Source organism: Limosilactobacillus reuteri subsp. simiae, from assembly GCF_020784875.1.
Lineage (GTDB): Bacteria > Bacillota > Bacilli > Lactobacillales > Lactobacillaceae > Limosilactobacillus > Limosilactobacillus reuteri_H.
The window spans coordinates 38,021-54,177 of the sequence record NZ_JAJGUI010000002.1; the positions used below are offsets into that span (position 1 = coordinate 38,021).

General features: G+C 36.2%; 21 protein-coding genes, 1 tRNA gene and 1 other annotated feature. Of the genes, 3 read left to right on the forward strand and 19 right to left on the reverse strand.

What is annotated here, in order from left to right:
• Positions 1-105 precede the first annotated feature (105 nt).
• The 9 genes from nusB to LMC10_RS00235 all read right to left on the reverse strand — a co-directional run bounded on the left by nusB (position 106) and on the right by LMC10_RS00235 (position 5,446).
• Positions 106-522 (reverse strand): transcription antitermination factor NusB, encoded by a 417-nt coding sequence (gene nusB, locus LMC10_RS00195; RefSeq protein ID WP_003663865.1) that lies wholly within the window; start codon positions 520-522, stop codon positions 106-108.
• A gap of 1 nt (position 523) precedes the next feature.
• Positions 524-961: an Asp23/Gls24 family envelope stress response protein gene (locus LMC10_RS00200; protein WP_003663867.1), complete on the reverse strand. Its 438-nt coding sequence runs from the start codon at positions 959-961 to the stop codon at positions 524-526.
• Positions 962-1,050: 89 nt separating this feature from the next.
• The gene (locus LMC10_RS00205) at positions 1,051-1,725 is read right to left on the reverse strand and encodes a 2'-5' RNA ligase family protein (protein ID WP_229268594.1); all 675 of its coding nucleotides are present in this window, start codon (positions 1,723-1,725) and stop codon (positions 1,051-1,053) included.
• Position 1,726: 1 nt separating this feature from the next.
• Positions 1,727-2,803 carry a M24 family metallopeptidase gene (locus LMC10_RS00210; protein ID WP_229268595.1) on the reverse strand — a complete coding sequence of 359 codons (1,077 nt, stop codon included), beginning with the start codon at positions 2,801-2,803 and terminating at the stop codon, positions 1,727-1,729.
• A 12-nt stretch (positions 2,804-2,815) separates the two neighbouring features.
• The gene (locus LMC10_RS00215) at positions 2,816-3,523 is read right to left on the reverse strand and encodes a YggS family pyridoxal phosphate-dependent enzyme (protein WP_113896321.1); all 708 of its coding nucleotides are present in this window, start codon (positions 3,521-3,523) and stop codon (positions 2,816-2,818) included.
• Between the two features lie 125 nt (positions 3,524-3,648).
• Positions 3,649-3,930, reverse strand: a complete 282-nt coding sequence (gene rpmA, locus LMC10_RS00220; protein WP_019252495.1) for a 50S ribosomal protein L27 — start codon at positions 3,928-3,930, stop codon at positions 3,649-3,651.
• Between the two features lie 25 nt (positions 3,931-3,955).
• A complete protein-coding gene (locus LMC10_RS00225) occupies positions 3,956-4,279 on the reverse strand; it encodes a ribosomal-processing cysteine protease Prp (RefSeq protein ID WP_153700804.1) in 324 nt (107 codons plus the stop codon).
• Positions 4,280-4,294: 15 nt separating this feature from the next.
• The gene (gene rplU, locus LMC10_RS00230; protein WP_003664009.1) at positions 4,295-4,603 is read right to left on the reverse strand and encodes a 50S ribosomal protein L21; all 309 of its coding nucleotides are present in this window, start codon (positions 4,601-4,603) and stop codon (positions 4,295-4,297) included.
• A gap of 15 nt (positions 4,604-4,618) precedes the next feature.
• Positions 4,619-4,691: a sequence feature (ribosomal protein L21 leader region), on the reverse strand.
• A 122-nt stretch (positions 4,692-4,813) separates the two neighbouring features.
• A complete protein-coding gene (locus LMC10_RS00235; protein WP_003668419.1) occupies positions 4,814-5,446 on the reverse strand; it encodes a TetR/AcrR family transcriptional regulator in 633 nt (210 codons plus the stop codon).
• 186 nt (positions 5,447-5,632) lie between these two features.
• Between LMC10_RS00235 and LMC10_RS00240 the strand changes: the two genes are divergently transcribed.
• Together LMC10_RS00240 and LMC10_RS10435 are read left to right on the forward strand one after the other, a co-directional pair.
• Positions 5,633-5,706 (forward strand) — tRNA-Arg (locus tag LMC10_RS00240).
• A 209-nt stretch (positions 5,707-5,915) separates the two neighbouring features.
• Positions 5,916-6,050 (forward strand): hypothetical protein, encoded by a 135-nt coding sequence (locus LMC10_RS10435; protein ID WP_003664012.1) that lies wholly within the window; start codon positions 5,916-5,918, stop codon positions 6,048-6,050.
• A gap of 60 nt (positions 6,051-6,110) precedes the next feature.
• On the opposite strand, the gene LMC10_RS00245 is transcribed toward LMC10_RS10435, so the two are convergent.
• The 7 genes from LMC10_RS00245 to LMC10_RS00275 form a co-directional block, all read right to left on the reverse strand.
• Positions 6,111-6,617, reverse strand: coding sequence for a hypothetical protein (locus LMC10_RS00245; RefSeq protein WP_019253067.1), 507 nt, complete (start codon positions 6,615-6,617; stop codon positions 6,111-6,113).
• Positions 6,618-6,646: 29 nt separating this feature from the next.
• Entirely contained in the window at positions 6,647-7,675 is a 1,029-nt protein-coding gene (locus LMC10_RS00250) for a hypothetical protein (RefSeq protein WP_229268596.1), read from the reverse strand.
• Positions 7,665-8,558: an exonuclease SbcC gene (locus tag LMC10_RS00255; protein ID WP_372586559.1), complete on the reverse strand. Its 894-nt coding sequence runs from the start codon at positions 8,556-8,558 to the stop codon at positions 7,665-7,667. The genes LMC10_RS00250 and LMC10_RS00255 overlap by 11 nt, the downstream gene beginning before the upstream one ends.
• A gap of 181 nt (positions 8,559-8,739) precedes the next feature.
• Positions 8,740-9,054: a metal-sulfur cluster assembly factor gene (locus LMC10_RS00260; protein WP_066035867.1), complete on the reverse strand. Its 315-nt coding sequence runs from the start codon at positions 9,052-9,054 to the stop codon at positions 8,740-8,742.
• Between the two features lie 17 nt (positions 9,055-9,071).
• Entirely contained in the window at positions 9,072-9,953 is an 882-nt protein-coding gene (gene sdaAA / locus LMC10_RS00265; protein ID WP_229268598.1) for an L-serine ammonia-lyase, iron-sulfur-dependent, subunit alpha, read from the reverse strand.
• A 21-nt stretch (positions 9,954-9,974) separates the two neighbouring features.
• Entirely contained in the window at positions 9,975-10,637 is a 663-nt protein-coding gene (locus LMC10_RS00270) for a serine dehydratase beta chain (protein WP_035156897.1), read from the reverse strand.
• 47 nt (positions 10,638-10,684) lie between these two features.
• A complete protein-coding gene (locus LMC10_RS00275) occupies positions 10,685-11,722 on the reverse strand; it encodes a PTS sugar transporter subunit IIC (protein ID WP_267495633.1) in 1,038 nt (345 codons plus the stop codon).
• Between the two features lie 445 nt (positions 11,723-12,167).
• On the opposite strand from LMC10_RS00275, the gene LMC10_RS00280 reads away from it, so the two are divergent.
• On the forward strand, positions 12,168-12,875 hold the full coding sequence (locus tag LMC10_RS00280; RefSeq protein ID WP_229268599.1) for a helix-turn-helix transcriptional regulator: 708 nt from the start codon (positions 12,168-12,170) through the stop codon (positions 12,873-12,875).
• Between the two features lie 27 nt (positions 12,876-12,902).
• On the opposite strand, the gene LMC10_RS00285 is transcribed toward LMC10_RS00280, so the two are convergent.
• The 3 genes from LMC10_RS00285 to msrA all read right to left on the reverse strand — a co-directional run bounded on the left by LMC10_RS00285 (position 12,903) and on the right by msrA (position 16,156).
• Positions 12,903-13,868 (reverse strand): L-lactate dehydrogenase, encoded by a 966-nt coding sequence (locus tag LMC10_RS00285; protein WP_229268600.1) that lies wholly within the window; start codon positions 13,866-13,868, stop codon positions 12,903-12,905.
• 150 nt (positions 13,869-14,018) lie between these two features.
• A complete protein-coding gene (gene serS / locus LMC10_RS00290; RefSeq protein ID WP_035156904.1) occupies positions 14,019-15,317 on the reverse strand; it encodes a serine--tRNA ligase in 1,299 nt (432 codons plus the stop codon).
• Between the two features lie 317 nt (positions 15,318-15,634).
• Positions 15,635-16,156 carry a peptide-methionine (S)-S-oxide reductase MsrA gene (gene msrA / locus LMC10_RS00295; protein ID WP_229268601.1) on the reverse strand — a complete coding sequence of 174 codons (522 nt, stop codon included), beginning with the start codon at positions 16,154-16,156 and terminating at the stop codon, positions 15,635-15,637.
• Between the last annotated feature and the right edge of the window lies 1 nt (position 16,157).

The window sequence follows — 16,157 nt, forward strand, 5'->3', positions numbered from 1 at the left end:
ATTTTATATTCTACCATAATAATATTGCGCTTAAGCAAAAAAGGAGTGGAATCAGAAGTTTATCACTTCAGCTTTTCCACCCCATAATTATTGTTAACAGTAATATTAATTATTTTCGTTGACTTGTTTTTCAAATTTACCAAGGGCTCCATTGATAAATTTACGTGACTTATCGCTACTGAATGTTTTCGTAAGTTCCAATGCTTCATTAATTGCTACTACTGTTGGAACATTTTCAGCGTATTGAATTTCAAATAGAGCAAGCCGTAAAATCACTAAATCTGGCTTTGCTAAACGGTTAATCGTCCACCCGCTTGCCAGGAGATCATTGATTTGTTCGTCAAGCTGATCTTGATGTTCCCGCACTCCATTTACCAAAGTTAATAAATAAGGCGGAATTTGCTTTTCATCATGATGAGGAATCGCCTCGTATACAGTTTGAATATCAGCTTCAGGGTCTGATTGCAAAGCAAAGAGAACTTGGAAAGCCTCCTCACGAATCATGTGTCGGTTCAAACTCATTTTATTCACCAGCCTCGTCGTTAAGATGTTCGCCAAACAAGTCATTAGGGTCTACTTGTTGGTCTTCTTTAGATGTTACGATTCCCTTAATATGAACATTAACTTCTTTTACTTTTAAGTCAGTCATTAATGTGATTTGTTGTTTGACCTTATCTTGAATCATTGCCGCTACTTTAGGAACAGAGACACCATATTCAACATAAACATCCACATCAAGTGATAATTTTTCATCATTGCTGGAAAGCTTTACCCCACGCCGGCGATCAGAGCGTCCCAAAAGTTCACTTACGCTATTTGCAAATGAACCATACATCTTTGAAACACCATCGATTTCACTTGCGGCAATCCCCGCAATAATTTCTAAAACTCGTGGCGAAATTTGAATTGTCCCGAGTGACTTGTCTTCACTACTTAAAACAATCTTTGATTCTTCAGCCATCGTCAGCCCTCCAATTTATTTCTTCTCTTAATTATAGTAATCATTTCTATTCTGCACTATGTTCGAACAAATTGCAACAACTTGGTCAATTAGGAACATAGCGCCAGTTTAGAAATTAACCGCGAATTATGATTATACCAATCATGAACGACTAAATCGAGACTAGATGTGGTAAATTGTCCGAAATTAATTGATTTAAATTCTTCTAACGTCTTCAAGAATCGGTCTGCCTGCTGAATTGGACTAGTATACCGTGCAACCGTCACATGTCCTGAAATTGTTGGATATCGTTCTTTTAGCAATAAGTCATGTAACGGCAGTTCTTTCCTAAGCGTATTGCGTAAAGTTGATAATTCTGCTGAATAATACCCTTTTACAAGAAGCGCTCCTGAACTAGTGATCATTCCTACTAAACGCCAGTGAATCGGTCCAATTTGTGAAATAATCTGCCCTACTACGTTTTTATATTTTTCCTCTTCAAATGTTGAGAGCGAAAAGTCAGAGCTAGCTGCAATAAGGTCAATAATCGTAATATGCAGGTCAGACGGAGGATAGAAGTATTGGTTGGGTTCAATTGCAGCCAATTTTTGCAGGCAAAACATAATATTGCGGCTAACATGCGCAGGAAGTGAAGCAGTAAGCGTCAGTCCTCGCCGCATATCTTTATCAGGATTTAGTAAGTTACTATCTAGCTGTTCTTGATGATTCCTAATTGCCGTCATTCCCTGTTGATTAATATTATTATACAGAGTAGTAAGTTGCATACTATTTTCCTACGATTATTAGGTCAGTTGGCGCCTTCGTCAGCACTTCAACTCCACCGTGAGTAACCAGAATATCATCTTCTATCCGGACCCCGCCAATTTCAGGAATATAGATACCAGGTTCAACAGTGATAACTTCATTGTTCCGCAATTTAACATTTTGAGCAGCGGGACCATAGCTAGCAGGTAATTCATGAACCGATAAACCTATTCCATGCCCCATTCCATGGTTGAATTCATCCCCATAACCTGCTATTTCGATTAATCGCCGTCCCGCAAAGTCAAGTTGGTCTCCTCGTTGCCCAACATGAGCAGCTTGAATTACAGCTTCACGCGCCTCATTGACAATTTGATAAACATCACGTAATTCTGGATCAATTGAACCAACGGCAAATGTTCTGGTCATATCTGCTGTATAGCCATTAAAGTAGTAGCCAAAATCAACAGTAACAATATCACCGTCTTCAATCACTTTTTTTGAAGCCGTCGCATGCGGTTTGGCCGCATTTTTGCCACTAGCAATAATTGTCGGAAAAGAGGCCCCGCTTGCTCCATGTTCTTTCATCCAAAAATCAAGCAAGTTCGCAACATGGCGCTCTGTCATCCCAGCGTGAACATTTTCTAAAAGGTACTGGTATCCTGCTGAATGTAAGTCTGCAGAAGCACGCAAAGCATTTACTTCATCACTATCTTTAATCATTCGCATCCGTTCAAGTTGTTGGTGGAAGGGAACAAGATCTGCCGTCATCTGCTCATCAAGCACATCAAATAAGGCATAAGTAACTGTGTCTTCATATCCAAGAACTGTCACTTTCATCCCCTGACATATCTTATTAAGCGAACCGTAATAGTCACGGGTAATCATTCCCACAACTTCATCATTTTCAAATTCTTCTAATGCAAGTTGGTACCGGTCATCAGTAATAATAATTGCATTATCTTTTGTTACTAAGAGGCATCCATCGCCTTCCATAAGGTTAAAACCAGTAAGGTAATAAATGTTTTTTTCATCCGTTACCAAAAATGCATCGATATATAATTTTTCAAATTTTTTCTGTAGACGTTTAATTCTAGACATAGTATATTTCCTTTAATACTGCCGGTTAGAGTAATCACGAGGGCCAAAGATAGCTGTCCCAACCCGCACACAGGTTGACCCTTCTTCTACCGCTATTTCATAATCATGAGTCATCCCCATACTAAGAACATCTAATTTTAATTGATCATTTTGGTTGTTCATTTCATCGCGCAATTCACGTAGTCGGCGAAAAATCGGCCGTGTTTTTTCTGGGTCATCATAATAGGGAGCACTAGTCATTAATCCCCGCAACTTTACATGTGACAATTGAAGACTGGCCTCAGCTAATTCCATGCAATCTTGCAAAGTTGGCTTAACCCCAAATTTACTCTCTTCTTCTCCAACATTAACTTCAATTAGAATCGGAATTATTCGATCGTGCTTTCTTCCTTCTTTTTCGATCGTATTCATTAGCTTAAGGGAGTCAACCGATTGAATCATTGTAACGTAATCAGCAATGTATTTAACCTTATTACGTTGAAGGTGGCCAATCATATACCAGTTAATGTCTGCTGGTAATTCATCATGCTTTTTGGCTAATTCCTGAACATAATTCTCACCAAAATTGTTCCATCCTGCTTTGTAGAGTTCTGCAATGTCTGCTGCCGGATGATTTTTACTAACTGGTAACAGTTGAACGTCTTGAGGATCTCGACCGCTTCGCTTGCATGCAGCAATAATTTTTTCTTGGACTTCTTTAGCTTTATCAACAATCGTCATTAAACATTATGCTCCCTTCAATTGTGGGTTAATTATATTCTTACATTATAGATTAACATATAATGAAAAATTATTTTAAAAATAAAAAGACTACTATTTCACGGAGAAAAGTAGTCTTTTTATTTTTATTCAGCGATTGGGTAAACTGATACCTTACGCTTACTGCGGCCCATGCGTTCAAATTTAACAACACCGGCTACCTTAGCGTATAATGTATCGTCTCCACCACGACCCACGTTTTCACCTGGGTTGATGTGAGTACCACGTTGACGGTAGATGATTGATCCAGCAGTTACGATTGAACCATCAGCAGCCTTAGTACCAAGACGACGACCAGCTGAGTTCCGACCGTTAGCAGTGGAACCACCCCCCTTGTGGTGGGAGAAGAATTGCAAATCCATAATCATAGTTGTTCACCTCCAGCAATGAACTTTAATTAAACATTTTTACTTCAATGTTTTGTGGATAGCTTTCCTGGATATCACATAATCCATTTAACAAAGTTTTGAGAAGGATCTGACTATCATGACCAAGATCTAATCCTGTAACTTCTAGAAAGCCTCCATTATCATTATCTTGTTTAAGGTGAGGCTTTGTATGAACAACTTGTTCAAGCCCGTTCACCGTTGAAATAGATAATGCAGAAACTGCGGCACAAACAATATCCTGCCCATATGGACCAGAGTCAGCATGCCCAGTCATTTTAAAAGAAGTGATCCGCTGATTCGAATCTAAAGTAAACTGTGCTCGAATCATGATCTCACCTCCACATTAAGCGTTGATCTTGTTAATAGTAACCTTAGTGTAAGGTTGACGGTGACCTTGCTTAGTGTGAGTGTGCTTCTTAGGCTTGTACTTGAAAGTAACAACCTTCTTTTCCTTACCTTGCTTATCAACAGTACCTTCAACAGAAGCACCGTCAACTACAGGAGTACCGATCTTAGTGTCGTCTCCACCGACAAAGATAACTTGATCGAAAGTTACCTTGTCACCTTCCTTAGCATCAAGCTTTTCAACGTAGATAGAAGCACCTTCTTCTACCTTGTATTGCTTACCACCAGTAACGATAATTGCGTACATACTTTGTGCACCTCCTTAATATCTCAGACTCGCCGTACTAAGCAGCTAAATAAGCTTTAGACTTAATAACGTGCGGTTGTAGTTGTTGGTTCACAAATACAACGTTTGTATAATATCAAATATTATTCTCTTCGTCAACCATAATCTCTACTTTATATAACGAAAAAAGACCTTGAAAAAATTTTTTCAAAGCCTCTTTTGTAGTAGCTATTAAATCTTTTCTAAAGTTCCTTCTAATTCACCATCAAAAAAATTAACCAAAGAAACATTCTCGCTACTAAACTGATCCAACATCTTTGCCACGCTTTGTGTCATGTAACGCGGAGTATAAATCATGCCATCTTCTAGCCATCGACTTACTAGGCCAAGAAATGCTGAGTCAATAAAGGAAATCTGCAAATTAAGCGGGACTTTCAACTGTTGGTTCTTATTCACTTGCTCATTAAAGTGTGTCATCTCATTTGCTAACCGATTGTAGAGTTGTTCATAAAAGAAGTTATTCTTTTCATTATTTAATAGAACATCAAAAATATCGGCGTTATTTTCGATATACTGAAATGCTTTGCGGAGTGAAAACACCTTTACCGTCCGTTCTTTCGAAAAATTACTATCGATCATTACTTGGTTGAAGAAATCGTCAATAATCTCTTGGATTGCTGACTGAATAAAATCTTGTTTATCCTTATAGTGAAGATAGAAAGTTCCTCGGGTGATGTTGGCAGTTTCAGTAATCTTTTGGACGCTAATATCTTCAAGCTTTTCACGTCTCATCAGATATACAAGAGCTTTGCGCAGACTATTACGTGTTTTAATTACACGTGGGTCTGTCTTATTAGCAGCCATTTAATCATCATCCTTCCATCATACAGCTTAAGTCCTTTCTACTTTCGTACTTCTACTATATTTAAAGTATAGTTGTCATGAAAGCGTTTTGTCAACGAAAGTGCCGGCTTTACCTTAATAAAATAATTATATTAGATTATTACCATTGACAACTTTGTAGTGAAAATTATATACTTAAATCTGTTTGGAGCGGTAGCTCAACTGGATAGAGCATCGGTCTTCTAAACCGAGGGTTGCGAGTTCAAGTCTCGCTCGCTCCATATAAACGTTAAAAAGAGGATAGAGAAACACTTTTGTTTCCTTATCCTCTTTTTTAGTTGCTTCAATATAAATTTAGGGATAATTTTCTAATTTTTCACTTTTATTTTTAAGTATTTCTTAAATGCACTCTCATATGTTACAATTTTGTTGCAAAAATGAACATTTTTCATAATAATGAATATAGAGATTGCTTTTTGAGGTGATTATTATGCTACCATTTCTTATTATTGTTTTAATTTTGGTTGCGTCGGTAATTGGTGAATTTATGTTTGGCAGTCTTAGTAACCAAGAAACTGGAAAACATAGTGCAACTACCAATCGCTTACGAGATCGAAAAGCTTAATCTTATATTCCGTTCAACACGAGAGGCCGGGGAAAATTCCTCGGCCTCTCGCTTTTTATTCTAATATTGATTAATCATTGCTTGATAAGCACTAGAAATCTGGTCAGGCGTTAATTGCCAATCGTTAATTCCCATTTTTAGCAAAAGATGCCAAGCATGGCGAAAACTTTCTTGTTGATGATTGAAATAGGCATCACTCAAGAAGTGTTTAATTGCCAGATACGATTTATTAAGGTCTGCTAACTTTGTAGAGCTCTTTGCATCCGTAATCCGTTGCCAGGCTTGATCATCGAGTACAACTAGGTGTGTCCATTGCATCTTTGCACTATACAATAAAAGTAGCGCTACCGATTGAACATACGATTTTAGCAAATCTTCTTTGTCTGCTTCTCTAGGATTAACTACCTTATACCACCCTGCTGCTTCAGCCATATTTGATAAAGAAATATCAAGGTCAACAAAAATTGTTTGCTTTCTTGTTTCTGGCCCAATCATTAATTCCTTTTCATCATCAATCTTTAATTCTAAATCGATAATTTGGTGAAGCATTTTAGTAATATCTAACATTGCTGTGCCTCCACAATAAAATCTACTGCTTATTCTTCCTCATTAGGAGTTGGATCTTCTGATGGTTCTGCCGAAGATACTTCATCTGAAGATTCGTCTTCTGCTACTTCTGTCGTTGCTGGTGATTCTTCATCAACAATCTCCATATGATCTGTTCTCACGGCTAGAGCGGAACGGTTTACCAAATACCACTCGCGAACCAGGTCGTAATGAAGCAATACATCAAAGAATGAGATTTGCTCATCCGAATCTTTAACTAAGAAGGCCCACTCTTGACTATAATCATCTGGATCAAAAGCAATGTCAAGTTTTGTACCCTGATCTAATAGTAATTCAGCCCCATTATTTCGTGGTAAATTCATCAACATGTAATCTTCATCAGCAGTCGCAACAAATAAACGATCAATTACTGTCAGTGGAAGTTCAGGCTTATCCAACATAAAGCGACGATCATTAGAAGTTGCTAAAATACCTAGATCAATCGTGAAATCAAGATCTTTTTGCAAGTATTTAGCAAAATCAATTAGAGGTTTAACCGCATCACGTAATTCAAGGTCAGTATGTTGTTTAAGCGCATAAACGATAAAATAATTTACTAACGCGCGGTTATTAAATTGCATTAATTTATCTTCTAAACTCAGGTAGAAAAGTGGTTCGTGCTGACTTTGCTCTGTAAAAGCCGCTTCTCCGCGACTATCAACTTCAAATTTAAAAACAGCTTCACTGCCAATAGTCGCAACAGTCGCTTCAAATTCATGATTTAATTCATTTTCTGCAACGTTAACAGCTGTATCACCATGCATTTTTAATAGGCGATCCATAAAAATCAGATAATAGTCAGCCGCCTTATAGTGTGGTGGGAAATTAATAAACGCGTTTGCCAAATCCATTTTGGCCAGTTTATTAGTGGCTGATAATAGATTCTTAGCATCCTTTGTCTGGGCTAACTGGTCTAAAAGGTCAACATATTTTCGTCCAAGGCTTAAGACATCTTTAAAGGAATCAGAAAGAGCCTGGACCCGTTCACTAGGAGATGTCACGATTCGATTATTGCTCATCGTCGTCCACCTGCTTTCCTTCTGATTCATTTAAACTGGCTAAATAATTAGCATATAAATTGCGATTAGCTAATTCGAAATCTTCAAAGCTGCCAAAAGTATCGATAATGCTCTTTTGTTCATAGCTTAAAATCGTATTTTCTTTTGATAAGGATAGGACAACGCGCTCATTATCCTTAATAGTTTGGGCTGCATTACGAGCTTCTTCTTCTTGGTCCTCTAACTTTTGTAGTTGTTCAACCAGTTCCTGACGACTCTCCTTGTTACGACTTGATTCCCAAATTCCAGAACGTGAACTAACCTCTTTTAACTGTTCTTGAAGAGCTTCCTTTCGCTCCTCACGTTCTCGTTGGTGATCAATTAAATCCTGGAGACGGTCATTTTCACTAGAAATTTTACTAATCCGGTCACTATTGTAGCGTTTATTGTCACGTGCTAATTCAAAAGCTGTCCGTAATTTATCATATTCTGTTTGGTCAAAAGAAAAGCGGACATTTAAAACGTCTAACTCACCAAATTGACGTCGATCCCACCAGTTACCAAAATAAATCCGATAGTGGCCAGTTTGGTATTCTTCATAATAAAAGAACGGATAAGTTTTGCCCAAATATTTAATTAAGTTTTCACTAAGGTAATTACTTAATTGATCGGCTAAATCATCGACTAGGTTCATTACACCTTTATCATTTGGTTGTTGTTCTCGATGTTCAATCTCTTTAGCATAGCGCTGGTTATCTAATAATTGGTAGATTTCCCGATCGCGATGGTTTGAAATTGCATCATTAAAGCGTCGCAAATACTTTATCTTTGTAATAATTTGTTGATTGATGACTTGAGTAACATCAAGTGAATCACTATTAGTTTCTACACTCGCCATAAGCATGCTCCTTGTCTAAATAACTACCTATTATAATAAATAACTTTACTACCTTTTTTCCACTCTTTTTAAATTTTTTTCAAAAACTTTATATTTTTAGCACAGATTTGGTTGTTTGAAGGTAAAAATAAAAGACTTTCCGTTATGAAAAGCCTTTATTTTATTCCCTTATCCAATTATTTAAATATTAATGAACCCCTAACGATAATTTAGCAAAGCGGCTCATCCGATCAATCGTCCAAGCTGGTTCCCAGACAAATTCTACATCAACATTTTTCACCTCTGGAACCTCTTTTACCGCTTTAATCACCATATCAGCCAATACATTTGTTAATGGGCATCCCATTGTCGTTAGCGTCATTTCAATCAAACATATTCCATCATTATCGAGATCAATTGTATAAACGAGTCCCAAATTAACAATATCGATATGAAGTTCAGGATCAATAACTGTTGCTAATTGTTGGACAATATCATCCTTAATTGATTGTTTGTCTCTCATATGTCTTACCTACTTAACTAAGCATTATCACCAAATATTTTTGCACGTATTGCTTGACCTGTAGGAGTTCCTGCTAAACCACCAAGTCCTGTCTCTCTTAGTGTTTCTGGAAGTCCATGACCAACTTTATCTAATGCTTCAATACATTCATCAGCAGGAATAACACTTACACAACCCGCTAATGCCATATCTGCAGAAAGTAAAGCATTTCCTGCACCAATTGCATTTCGCTTAACACAAGGAACTTCAACAAGCCCTGCAATTGGATCACAAACTAACCCAAGAAGATTTGCAATCGCCATAGCAAGCGCCTGAGAACTTTGCTCTGCTGTACCACCAGCAACTTCAACTGCCGCTGCTGCTCCCATTGCAGAAGCACTTCCAACTTCAGCTTGACATCCACCAGTCGCACCAGCTATACCAGCATGATTTGCTATTACCATACCTAGGCCACCTGCAGTAAACAAAAACCGAACCATTTGTTCTTCATCTAACTTTAATCGATTTTCAAGCATGAAAATAATCCCAGGTAAAGTTCCTGCAGAGCCAGCTGTTGGTGTAGCACAGACTATCCCCATAGAGGCATTGACTTCATTTGTGGCAATAGCATCTTGAATTGCTTCCATCATGGTATCACCAGAAAGCGAACGATGTTTTTGACGATACTCTTTAATTTTAACAGCTTCTCCTCCAGTTAATCCTGTTTTTGAAAATACCCCTTTTCCTTCAGAGCCTTTTTTTACAGCAGCACGCATCGTTTGTAAATTACGCTTCATTTTATCCCAAACTTCATGACGTGGCAAACCAGATAAATTACATTCTTGCTCAATGATTAATTCCGAAATAGGTTTCCCTGAGTCCATTGAATCTTTTACAATCTCTTTGATACTGTCATACATCGTGAACACTCCCTATTAACCTTATAAGCAAATAATATTTTCAAATTTTTCTTTTAATTCTTTAACTACTTTATCTTGTATATAGTTTTTTATATCGTATTCATATATGTCACAGTCTTCTCCTTGTAACACTTGTTTACGACTAAACGGAGCAACCTTTTCAAGTTCAGTAGTAACAGGAATAGCATTCTCATGTTTCTTTTCTTTGTCTACAAAAATAATAATTGGCAATGGACCAGATGGTTTAACTTCAACATCATGTAATACAAAATCTCTAATTTCGATTGCACCACCACCAATTGAGCATCCTGAAATCCTAGCTTTTTTACCTGGTGCACTCATCTCTAAGACCGCTGTATTAGGGTGATGGATAGGACTTTCTCCAGGTTCTTCAACAAACCGAATATCTATTCCATTTTCTTTGGCAATTTCAGGAGCATTAGGTACACGCGGATCGTCTGTAGCAAAGCCCATTACTCCGGCCGCAATGGCATAATCTGTACCATGTCCTCTATGGGTTTGAGCAAATGATCCATAATAATGAACAGTAACTTTCTTAGGAGTTTCCCCAAACAATTTATTTCCTGCTTGACCAATTGCTACAGCTCCCGCTGTATGTGAACTAGATGGTCCGATCATAATAGGGCCAATAATATCAAAAACGCTTCTATAATTTGCACTCATTTTTTAGTCCTCTTTTCTATCATCTAAAACAATCAGTAATAAAAGCATTATCTTTCTTTAACAATGTCACCCTTACGAATTTCAGAAACAGTATGAATTTTGAAGTTTCTAAATACCCAGTGACCGATATAAGCCCAAATAGTACTGTTTATAAGAATTAAAATCACTGCTTCTAATGTCTTCAACCATGGGTTCATTCCAAACACAACTATTAGTCCAGCCCAAGGAGTAGCCATCCCAGTAACTCGAACTACTAATCCAAAGGCCGTGACTATAATTCCATTAACTGCTCCTGCAACTAAATTAGTTAGAAAAATCGGAATTGGATTAGCAGAAATAATATCTAATTGTGTTAAAGGTTCAATAGTGACAGCAATTGTAGTCGCTCTATCACCAAATTTCATTAATCTGAAAAATGAGAAATTCAAGAATGAATTGCCTGTACATCCTAAAGCCCCAATAGCCATTGGAACACCTAGTAAATTAATCAAACTAGTCAATACCATTGAAGATAATGGGGTCATTCCAACTAACGGAATAATTCCGCCTAAGATAGCTCCCATTACCCATGGATTAGTGTTTTCTGCTTGTTTTATCGATCCACCAATTACTTGCAGAATTGCCATAACTCCTGGTTGAATTAAAATTGCAATTCCATTAGCAAGTAATGGGGCAATTAAGATAACTACAATCAAATCAAGTCCACCGGTAACACGTTTTTCGATTTCTTTAACAAGAAAAGAAATCAAATATGCAGCAATAAATGCAGGAAGTAATTTAAATTTAATTAAAGAAATACCAATAATCATTGAAAAAACGGGACTAATACCAAAAGCCAATGGTACTAACGCTCCAGCAGCCAAGCCACCCATCGATCCCATGATATTACCAACTTGTTCAGCAAATTGAACATGGAAGACCTCACCAATTGCGTAACTAAGAAATGCTTGTGGCAAGAATGTGGCACATGCAGCACCTGATAATGCACTTACTGATTGTTTACCGTGAGGAGCCTTAAACGTAAACAAACTCATTGCAGCAATAACCAGGAAGAGCATTACAACACCTATAAGAATAGATAACATATGCTTAACCTTCTTTATTTTTTATTAATAATTAATTACCGGTGACGTCTTAATCCGGAATGATAATAAATTATTATTACAATAATAGTATATCGTGTTATTATGAACTTGTAAACGCTATTAATAAAAAATTATTACACGGCAATTTTATTATTATTCCTGTCAATGGCTTAATACCATGTGATATGCTATGTTGAAAGTGACAGATATTTTTCTTGTTAAAGTTTTTTCAAATAATCTTTTATTATCAAGATAATTTATCTAAGTGATAATTTTTTAGTTATAGAAATTGCATTTTTTATTAAAAAGAGCTAAAATTAATTAATTTAATTTCATATATTAATATATTTTTTGTTAGATAGGATGGTGGCTCACCCCCCCCCCCCATCATTTTCGGGTTATTAATTATAAAATATTTTTTAGCTTAAAAAAGGAAGTATTAATCATGTCGAACGAGAAGATTAAAGATTATATAAAAAGATATATTCCACTAGCTGATTTTATAGCTGATATATTGGGCCCAAATAGTGAGGTTGTTTTAAATGATGTCACTGATTTAGATCACGCAGTTGTCTATATTAAGAATCCAACCATAACTAATCGTAAAATCGGAGATCCTGCTTCTAATTTCGTTTTAAAAATAATGAAAGATGGAATTGATGATGATACAAATTACGTTGCTAATTATTCTGGTAAATCTAAAATCCATCCTCATATAAGAGCTTCTACTTTCTTTATTAGAAAGCAAAAAAAAGTTGTAGGGATGCTTTGTATAAATATTGATCAAGAACCTTTAGAAAAACTCACTAAACAAATTGATGAGTTTAGAAGCTTATTTGAAGTTAAGACAGCACCTATCGGAGAATTCGAAAATCATAATTCAAACAACTCACAGCCAACTACTGTCTCTGAAAACTTCAATAATTCTGTAAATTCTTTAGCCAAGAACGCTGTGCAAAATAAAGAAAAGGAACTTGGTATTACTGTTAAATATTTTCAACAAGAACAAAAAATTGAACTTATTAAAGATCTATATGAAGAAGGCTATTTCTTACTAAAGGATTCAATTAAAGTCATTGCTGAATATCTCGATAGTTCAATACCAACAATTTATCGTTATTTAAATAAGGTAAAGCAATCAAACACCAAATAAAAAAGATTCCTAGTAACGGAATCTTTTTTATTTGGTGTTCATATGTAAATCATTCAGCGTATTCAATGTAATCTTTTTAAGAATACCAACAGTTCTTTTCATCGCCTTTTTCTCAGTACCATTTAAAGGTACTTCTATAACCTTTTCTATACCATTAGCACCAATAATGGCTGGAGTTCCAATAAAAACATCATTATAACCATATTGTCCATCTAAATAGCATCCAACTGTTATCATTTTATGTTCGTTTTTTAAAATAGCTTTAACTATCTTCATAATTGCTGTTGCAACACCATAATAAGTAGCACCTTTTTTATCTATAATTTGATATGCTTTCTCCTTAACAGATTTTTCAATATTATATAAATCTGTTAAAGTTAATCCATTCTGTGAAATTAACTTTAATAAAGGTATACCTCCAACCTTAGCAATTGAATAAGCAGCAAATTCAGAATCACCATGCTCTCCTAAAATATTAATATCTACATTTTTAGGATTTACTTCAAATTTTTTTGATAATGCGATTTTTAATCTAGCTGAATCTAAAGAAGTTCCTGTTCCTATAACTCGTTCTGGGATAAACCCTGATTGCTTTAAAACAGCATAAGACATAATATCAACGGGATTAGCAGCTACAATAAAAATACCATCAAATCCACTTGCTATTACTTTATCTGTAATAGCAGTAATGATCTTAAAATTTTTAGTAACAAGTTGCAATCTACTTTCACCCGGCTTTTGTGGAGCACCCGCACAGATAACTACTATATCGGCATCTTTACAGGTATTATAGGTTGCAGCAGAATAAATTTTTGTGCTCCCTAAGTACGGAGTCGCATCTTCTAAATCTAAGGCATCTCCTTCCGCTTTCGACAAAGTATGATTTATTATTGCCAACTCTCCCACTATTCCTTGATGAAGTAATGCATAAGCGAATGAAGACCCCACAGCACCATCACCGATTAAAACAACCTTCCGATGGTTATTTTTCATTCTTATCCCTCCTGAGTTAAATAAATTTATAAATTACACATATAACTATATCAGCTTGATAAAAAAATGTCACTATGATATTTTTTTATCAAAAAAGCCTAGTCAATAAGAAACTAGACTTTTTTAATATGAAAGAATTTAAATACTTAACTATTTATTACGGAATGGAACCGCATTTTCTTTAGTAATTTTTGTAACTCCATGCATGTATGGAACTAAAACTTCAGGAATTGTAACTGAACCATCTTCATTTTGATAATTTTCAAGAATAGCAGCTACTGTACGTCCAACAGCTAGCCCCGATCCATTCAAGGTATGAACATATTGTAATTTACCATTTTCATCACGGAACTGAGTGTGCATTCGACGAGCTTGGAAATCAAGACAATTAGAACAACTCGACACTTCACGATACTTATTCTGTGCGGGCATCCAAAGTTCAATATCATGTGTCATTGAAGCTGTAAAACTCATATCACCCGTAGTTAATGTTATTACATGATAAGGTATATTAAGCTTTTTAAGAATATTTTCTCCATTAGCTGTCATCTTCTCTAATTCATCCCAAGAATCTTCTGGACGAGTATACTTAACCATTTCAACTTTATTAAATTGATGCATCCGAATTAATCCACGTGTATCACGCCCAGCAGCTCCTGCCTCTGAACGATAACATGGTGTTAATGCAGTCACGTACACTGGAAGTTCTTTAGCAGGGATTACCTCTCCTGAATAGTAATTAGTTAATGGAACTTCTGCAGTTGGAATAAGAGTCATATCTTCCCCATTTACTCTATATACACTTTCACGAAATTTAGGGTATTGTCCTGTTCCATACATAGCAGAAGCCTTGACGATATATGGAGGTATTACTTCTGTATATCCATCCTTCATATGTTCATCTAACATAAAGTTGTAAACTGCTCTTTCTAATTGTGCACCCATTCCAAGATAGTATACAAACCGCGCACCTGAAACCTTTGCCGCACGATCAAAGTCTAAAATTCCAAGGTTTTCTCCAATATCCCAGTGATGTTTAGGTTCAAAATCAAAATGACGAATTTTTCCAACCTTACGTAGCTCCTTGGCTCCTTCTTCAGTTAAACTAACGGGGACTCCTTCATGTGGAATGTTTGGCAAACGTGACATTTTATCATGAAATTCTTCTTCATTTTTCGTTAGCTTTTCGTCTAATTCTTTGATTTCGTTATTAATTTCTCGAACTCTAGCAATGGCTTCAGTTGCATCTTCATTTGCTTTTTTCGCATTTCCAATTTGGTCTGAGGCTTCATTACGCTTTGCTTTTAAGTTCTCCGTTTGTTGAAGTAATTCACGTCGAATAGCATCTAAACTCAATACTTCATCAATTTCCTCAGGCTTGACTCCACGAGTAGCTAACTTTTCCTTAAAAAAGCCAGGATCTTTACGAATCTTTTTAATATCTAACATCTGATAATACCTCCTACATAAAAGAGCCACTTCATCCTCAAATATTTTGGGACGAAATGGCTCTTGTTCCGCGGTACCACCCAAGTTTAGCAAAATAAATTACTACACTCTTAGTAGATAACGGTTACTGCCGTGTGGAATTACCCACCCACATTTATAAGCACCGGAGTTTCGATCAACAACTCACACCAGCCGTTGCTTCTCTGAATGACCTACTTGAAATGCTTTCGTGTTTTATATTTGCAATTATTATATTATACTTTTTAATCTTTTTCAATAATAAATTATCATTTAAATAATAATTTATTATAAAATATCTATTTCCAATACTTCTCAATAAATTGTTGTCGGCCACCAGCTTCTTCTAAGGCAAAACGTTGTGGATCTTTCTTATAAAAGCCCTGATGATAGTCTTCTGCAGGATAGAATGGCTGCGCATCCTCAATTGTTGTTACAATCTTTGCATCGCCAAAACGGCCGCTTTCCTGTAAAGTCTTTTTCGATTCCTCTGCAGTTTTACGCTGCTCATCATTTTTAACGAAAATTACAGGACGATAATTATCTCCCCGATCCTGGAATTGACCACTTGCATCAGTCGGATCAGTTTGGTGCCAATAAATCTCTACTAAGTCTTTGTATGAAATTTTATCGGGGTCAAAAGTAATCTTTACTGCTTCTGTATGGCCTGTTGTTCCAGAACATACCTGCTCGTAGGTTGGATTGGCAACATGGCCACCCGTGTAACCTGATTCAACTTTTTCAATTCCCGGATAAGTATCAAACGGTTGAACCATGCACCAGAAACATCCGCCGGCAAATATTGCTGTGTCTAAACTCATA

Bases quoted from the DNA above. Each gene is read 5' to 3' on its own strand.
- rplU (WP_003664009.1), bottom strand. From the start codon at position 4,603: ATGTACGCAATTATCGTTACTGGTGGTAAGCAATACAAGGTAGAAGAA.
- LMC10_RS00285 (WP_229268600.1), bottom strand. From the start codon at position 13,868: ATGAAAAATAACCATCGGAAGGTTGTTTTAATCGGTGATGGTGCTGTG.
- LMC10_RS00235 (WP_003668419.1), bottom strand. From the start codon at position 5,446: ATGGCTGCTAATAAGACAGACCCACGTGTAATTAAAACACGTAATAGT.
- nusB (WP_003663865.1), bottom strand. From the start codon at position 522: ATGAGTTTGAACCGACACATGATTCGTGAGGAGGCTTTCCAAGTTCTC.
- LMC10_RS00275 (WP_267495633.1), bottom strand. From the start codon at position 11,722: ATGTTATCTATTCTTATAGGTGTTGTAATGCTCTTCCTGGTTATTGCT.
- LMC10_RS00210 (WP_229268595.1), bottom strand. From the start codon at position 2,803: ATGTCTAGAATTAAACGTCTACAGAAAAAATTTGAAAAATTATATATC.
- LMC10_RS00200 (WP_003663867.1), bottom strand. From the start codon at position 961: ATGGCTGAAGAATCAAAGATTGTTTTAAGTAGTGAAGACAAGTCACTC.
- LMC10_RS00260 (WP_066035867.1), bottom strand. From the start codon at position 9,054: ATGAGAGACAAACAATCAATTAAGGATGATATTGTCCAACAATTAGCA.
- LMC10_RS00280 (WP_229268599.1), top strand. From the start codon at position 12,168: ATGTCGAACGAGAAGATTAAAGATTATATAAAAAGATATATTCCACTA.
- LMC10_RS00205 (WP_229268594.1), bottom strand. From the start codon at position 1,725: ATGCAACTTACTACTCTGTATAATAATATTAATCAACAGGGAATGACG.
- LMC10_RS00255 (WP_372586559.1), bottom strand. From the start codon at position 8,558: ATGCTTATGGCGAGTGTAGAAACTAATAGTGATTCACTTGATGTTACT.
- sdaAA (WP_229268598.1), bottom strand. From the start codon at position 9,953: ATGTATGACAGTATCAAAGAGATTGTAAAAGATTCAATGGACTCAGGG.
- LMC10_RS10435 (WP_003664012.1), top strand. From the start codon at position 5,916: ATGCTACCATTTCTTATTATTGTTTTAATTTTGGTTGCGTCGGTAATT.
- LMC10_RS00245 (WP_019253067.1), bottom strand. From the start codon at position 6,617: ATGTTAGATATTACTAAAATGCTTCACCAAATTATCGATTTAGAATTA.
- LMC10_RS00225 (WP_153700804.1), bottom strand. From the start codon at position 4,279: ATGATTCGAGCACAGTTTACTTTAGATTCGAATCAGCGGATCACTTCT.
- LMC10_RS00215 (WP_113896321.1), bottom strand. From the start codon at position 3,523: ATGACGATTGTTGATAAAGCTAAAGAAGTCCAAGAAAAAATTATTGCT.
- rpmA (WP_019252495.1), bottom strand. From the start codon at position 3,930: ATGATTATGGATTTGCAATTCTTCTCCCACCACAAGGGGGGTGGTTCC.
- msrA (WP_229268601.1), bottom strand. From the start codon at position 16,156: ATGAGTTTAGACACAGCAATATTTGCCGGCGGATGTTTCTGGTGCATG.
- LMC10_RS00250 (WP_229268596.1), bottom strand. From the start codon at position 7,675: ATGAGCAATAATCGAATCGTGACATCTCCTAGTGAACGGGTCCAGGCT.
- LMC10_RS00270 (WP_035156897.1), bottom strand. From the start codon at position 10,637: ATGAGTGCAAATTATAGAAGCGTTTTTGATATTATTGGCCCTATTATG.
- serS (WP_035156904.1), bottom strand. From the start codon at position 15,317: ATGTTAGATATTAAAAAGATTCGTAAAGATCCTGGCTTTTTTAAGGAA.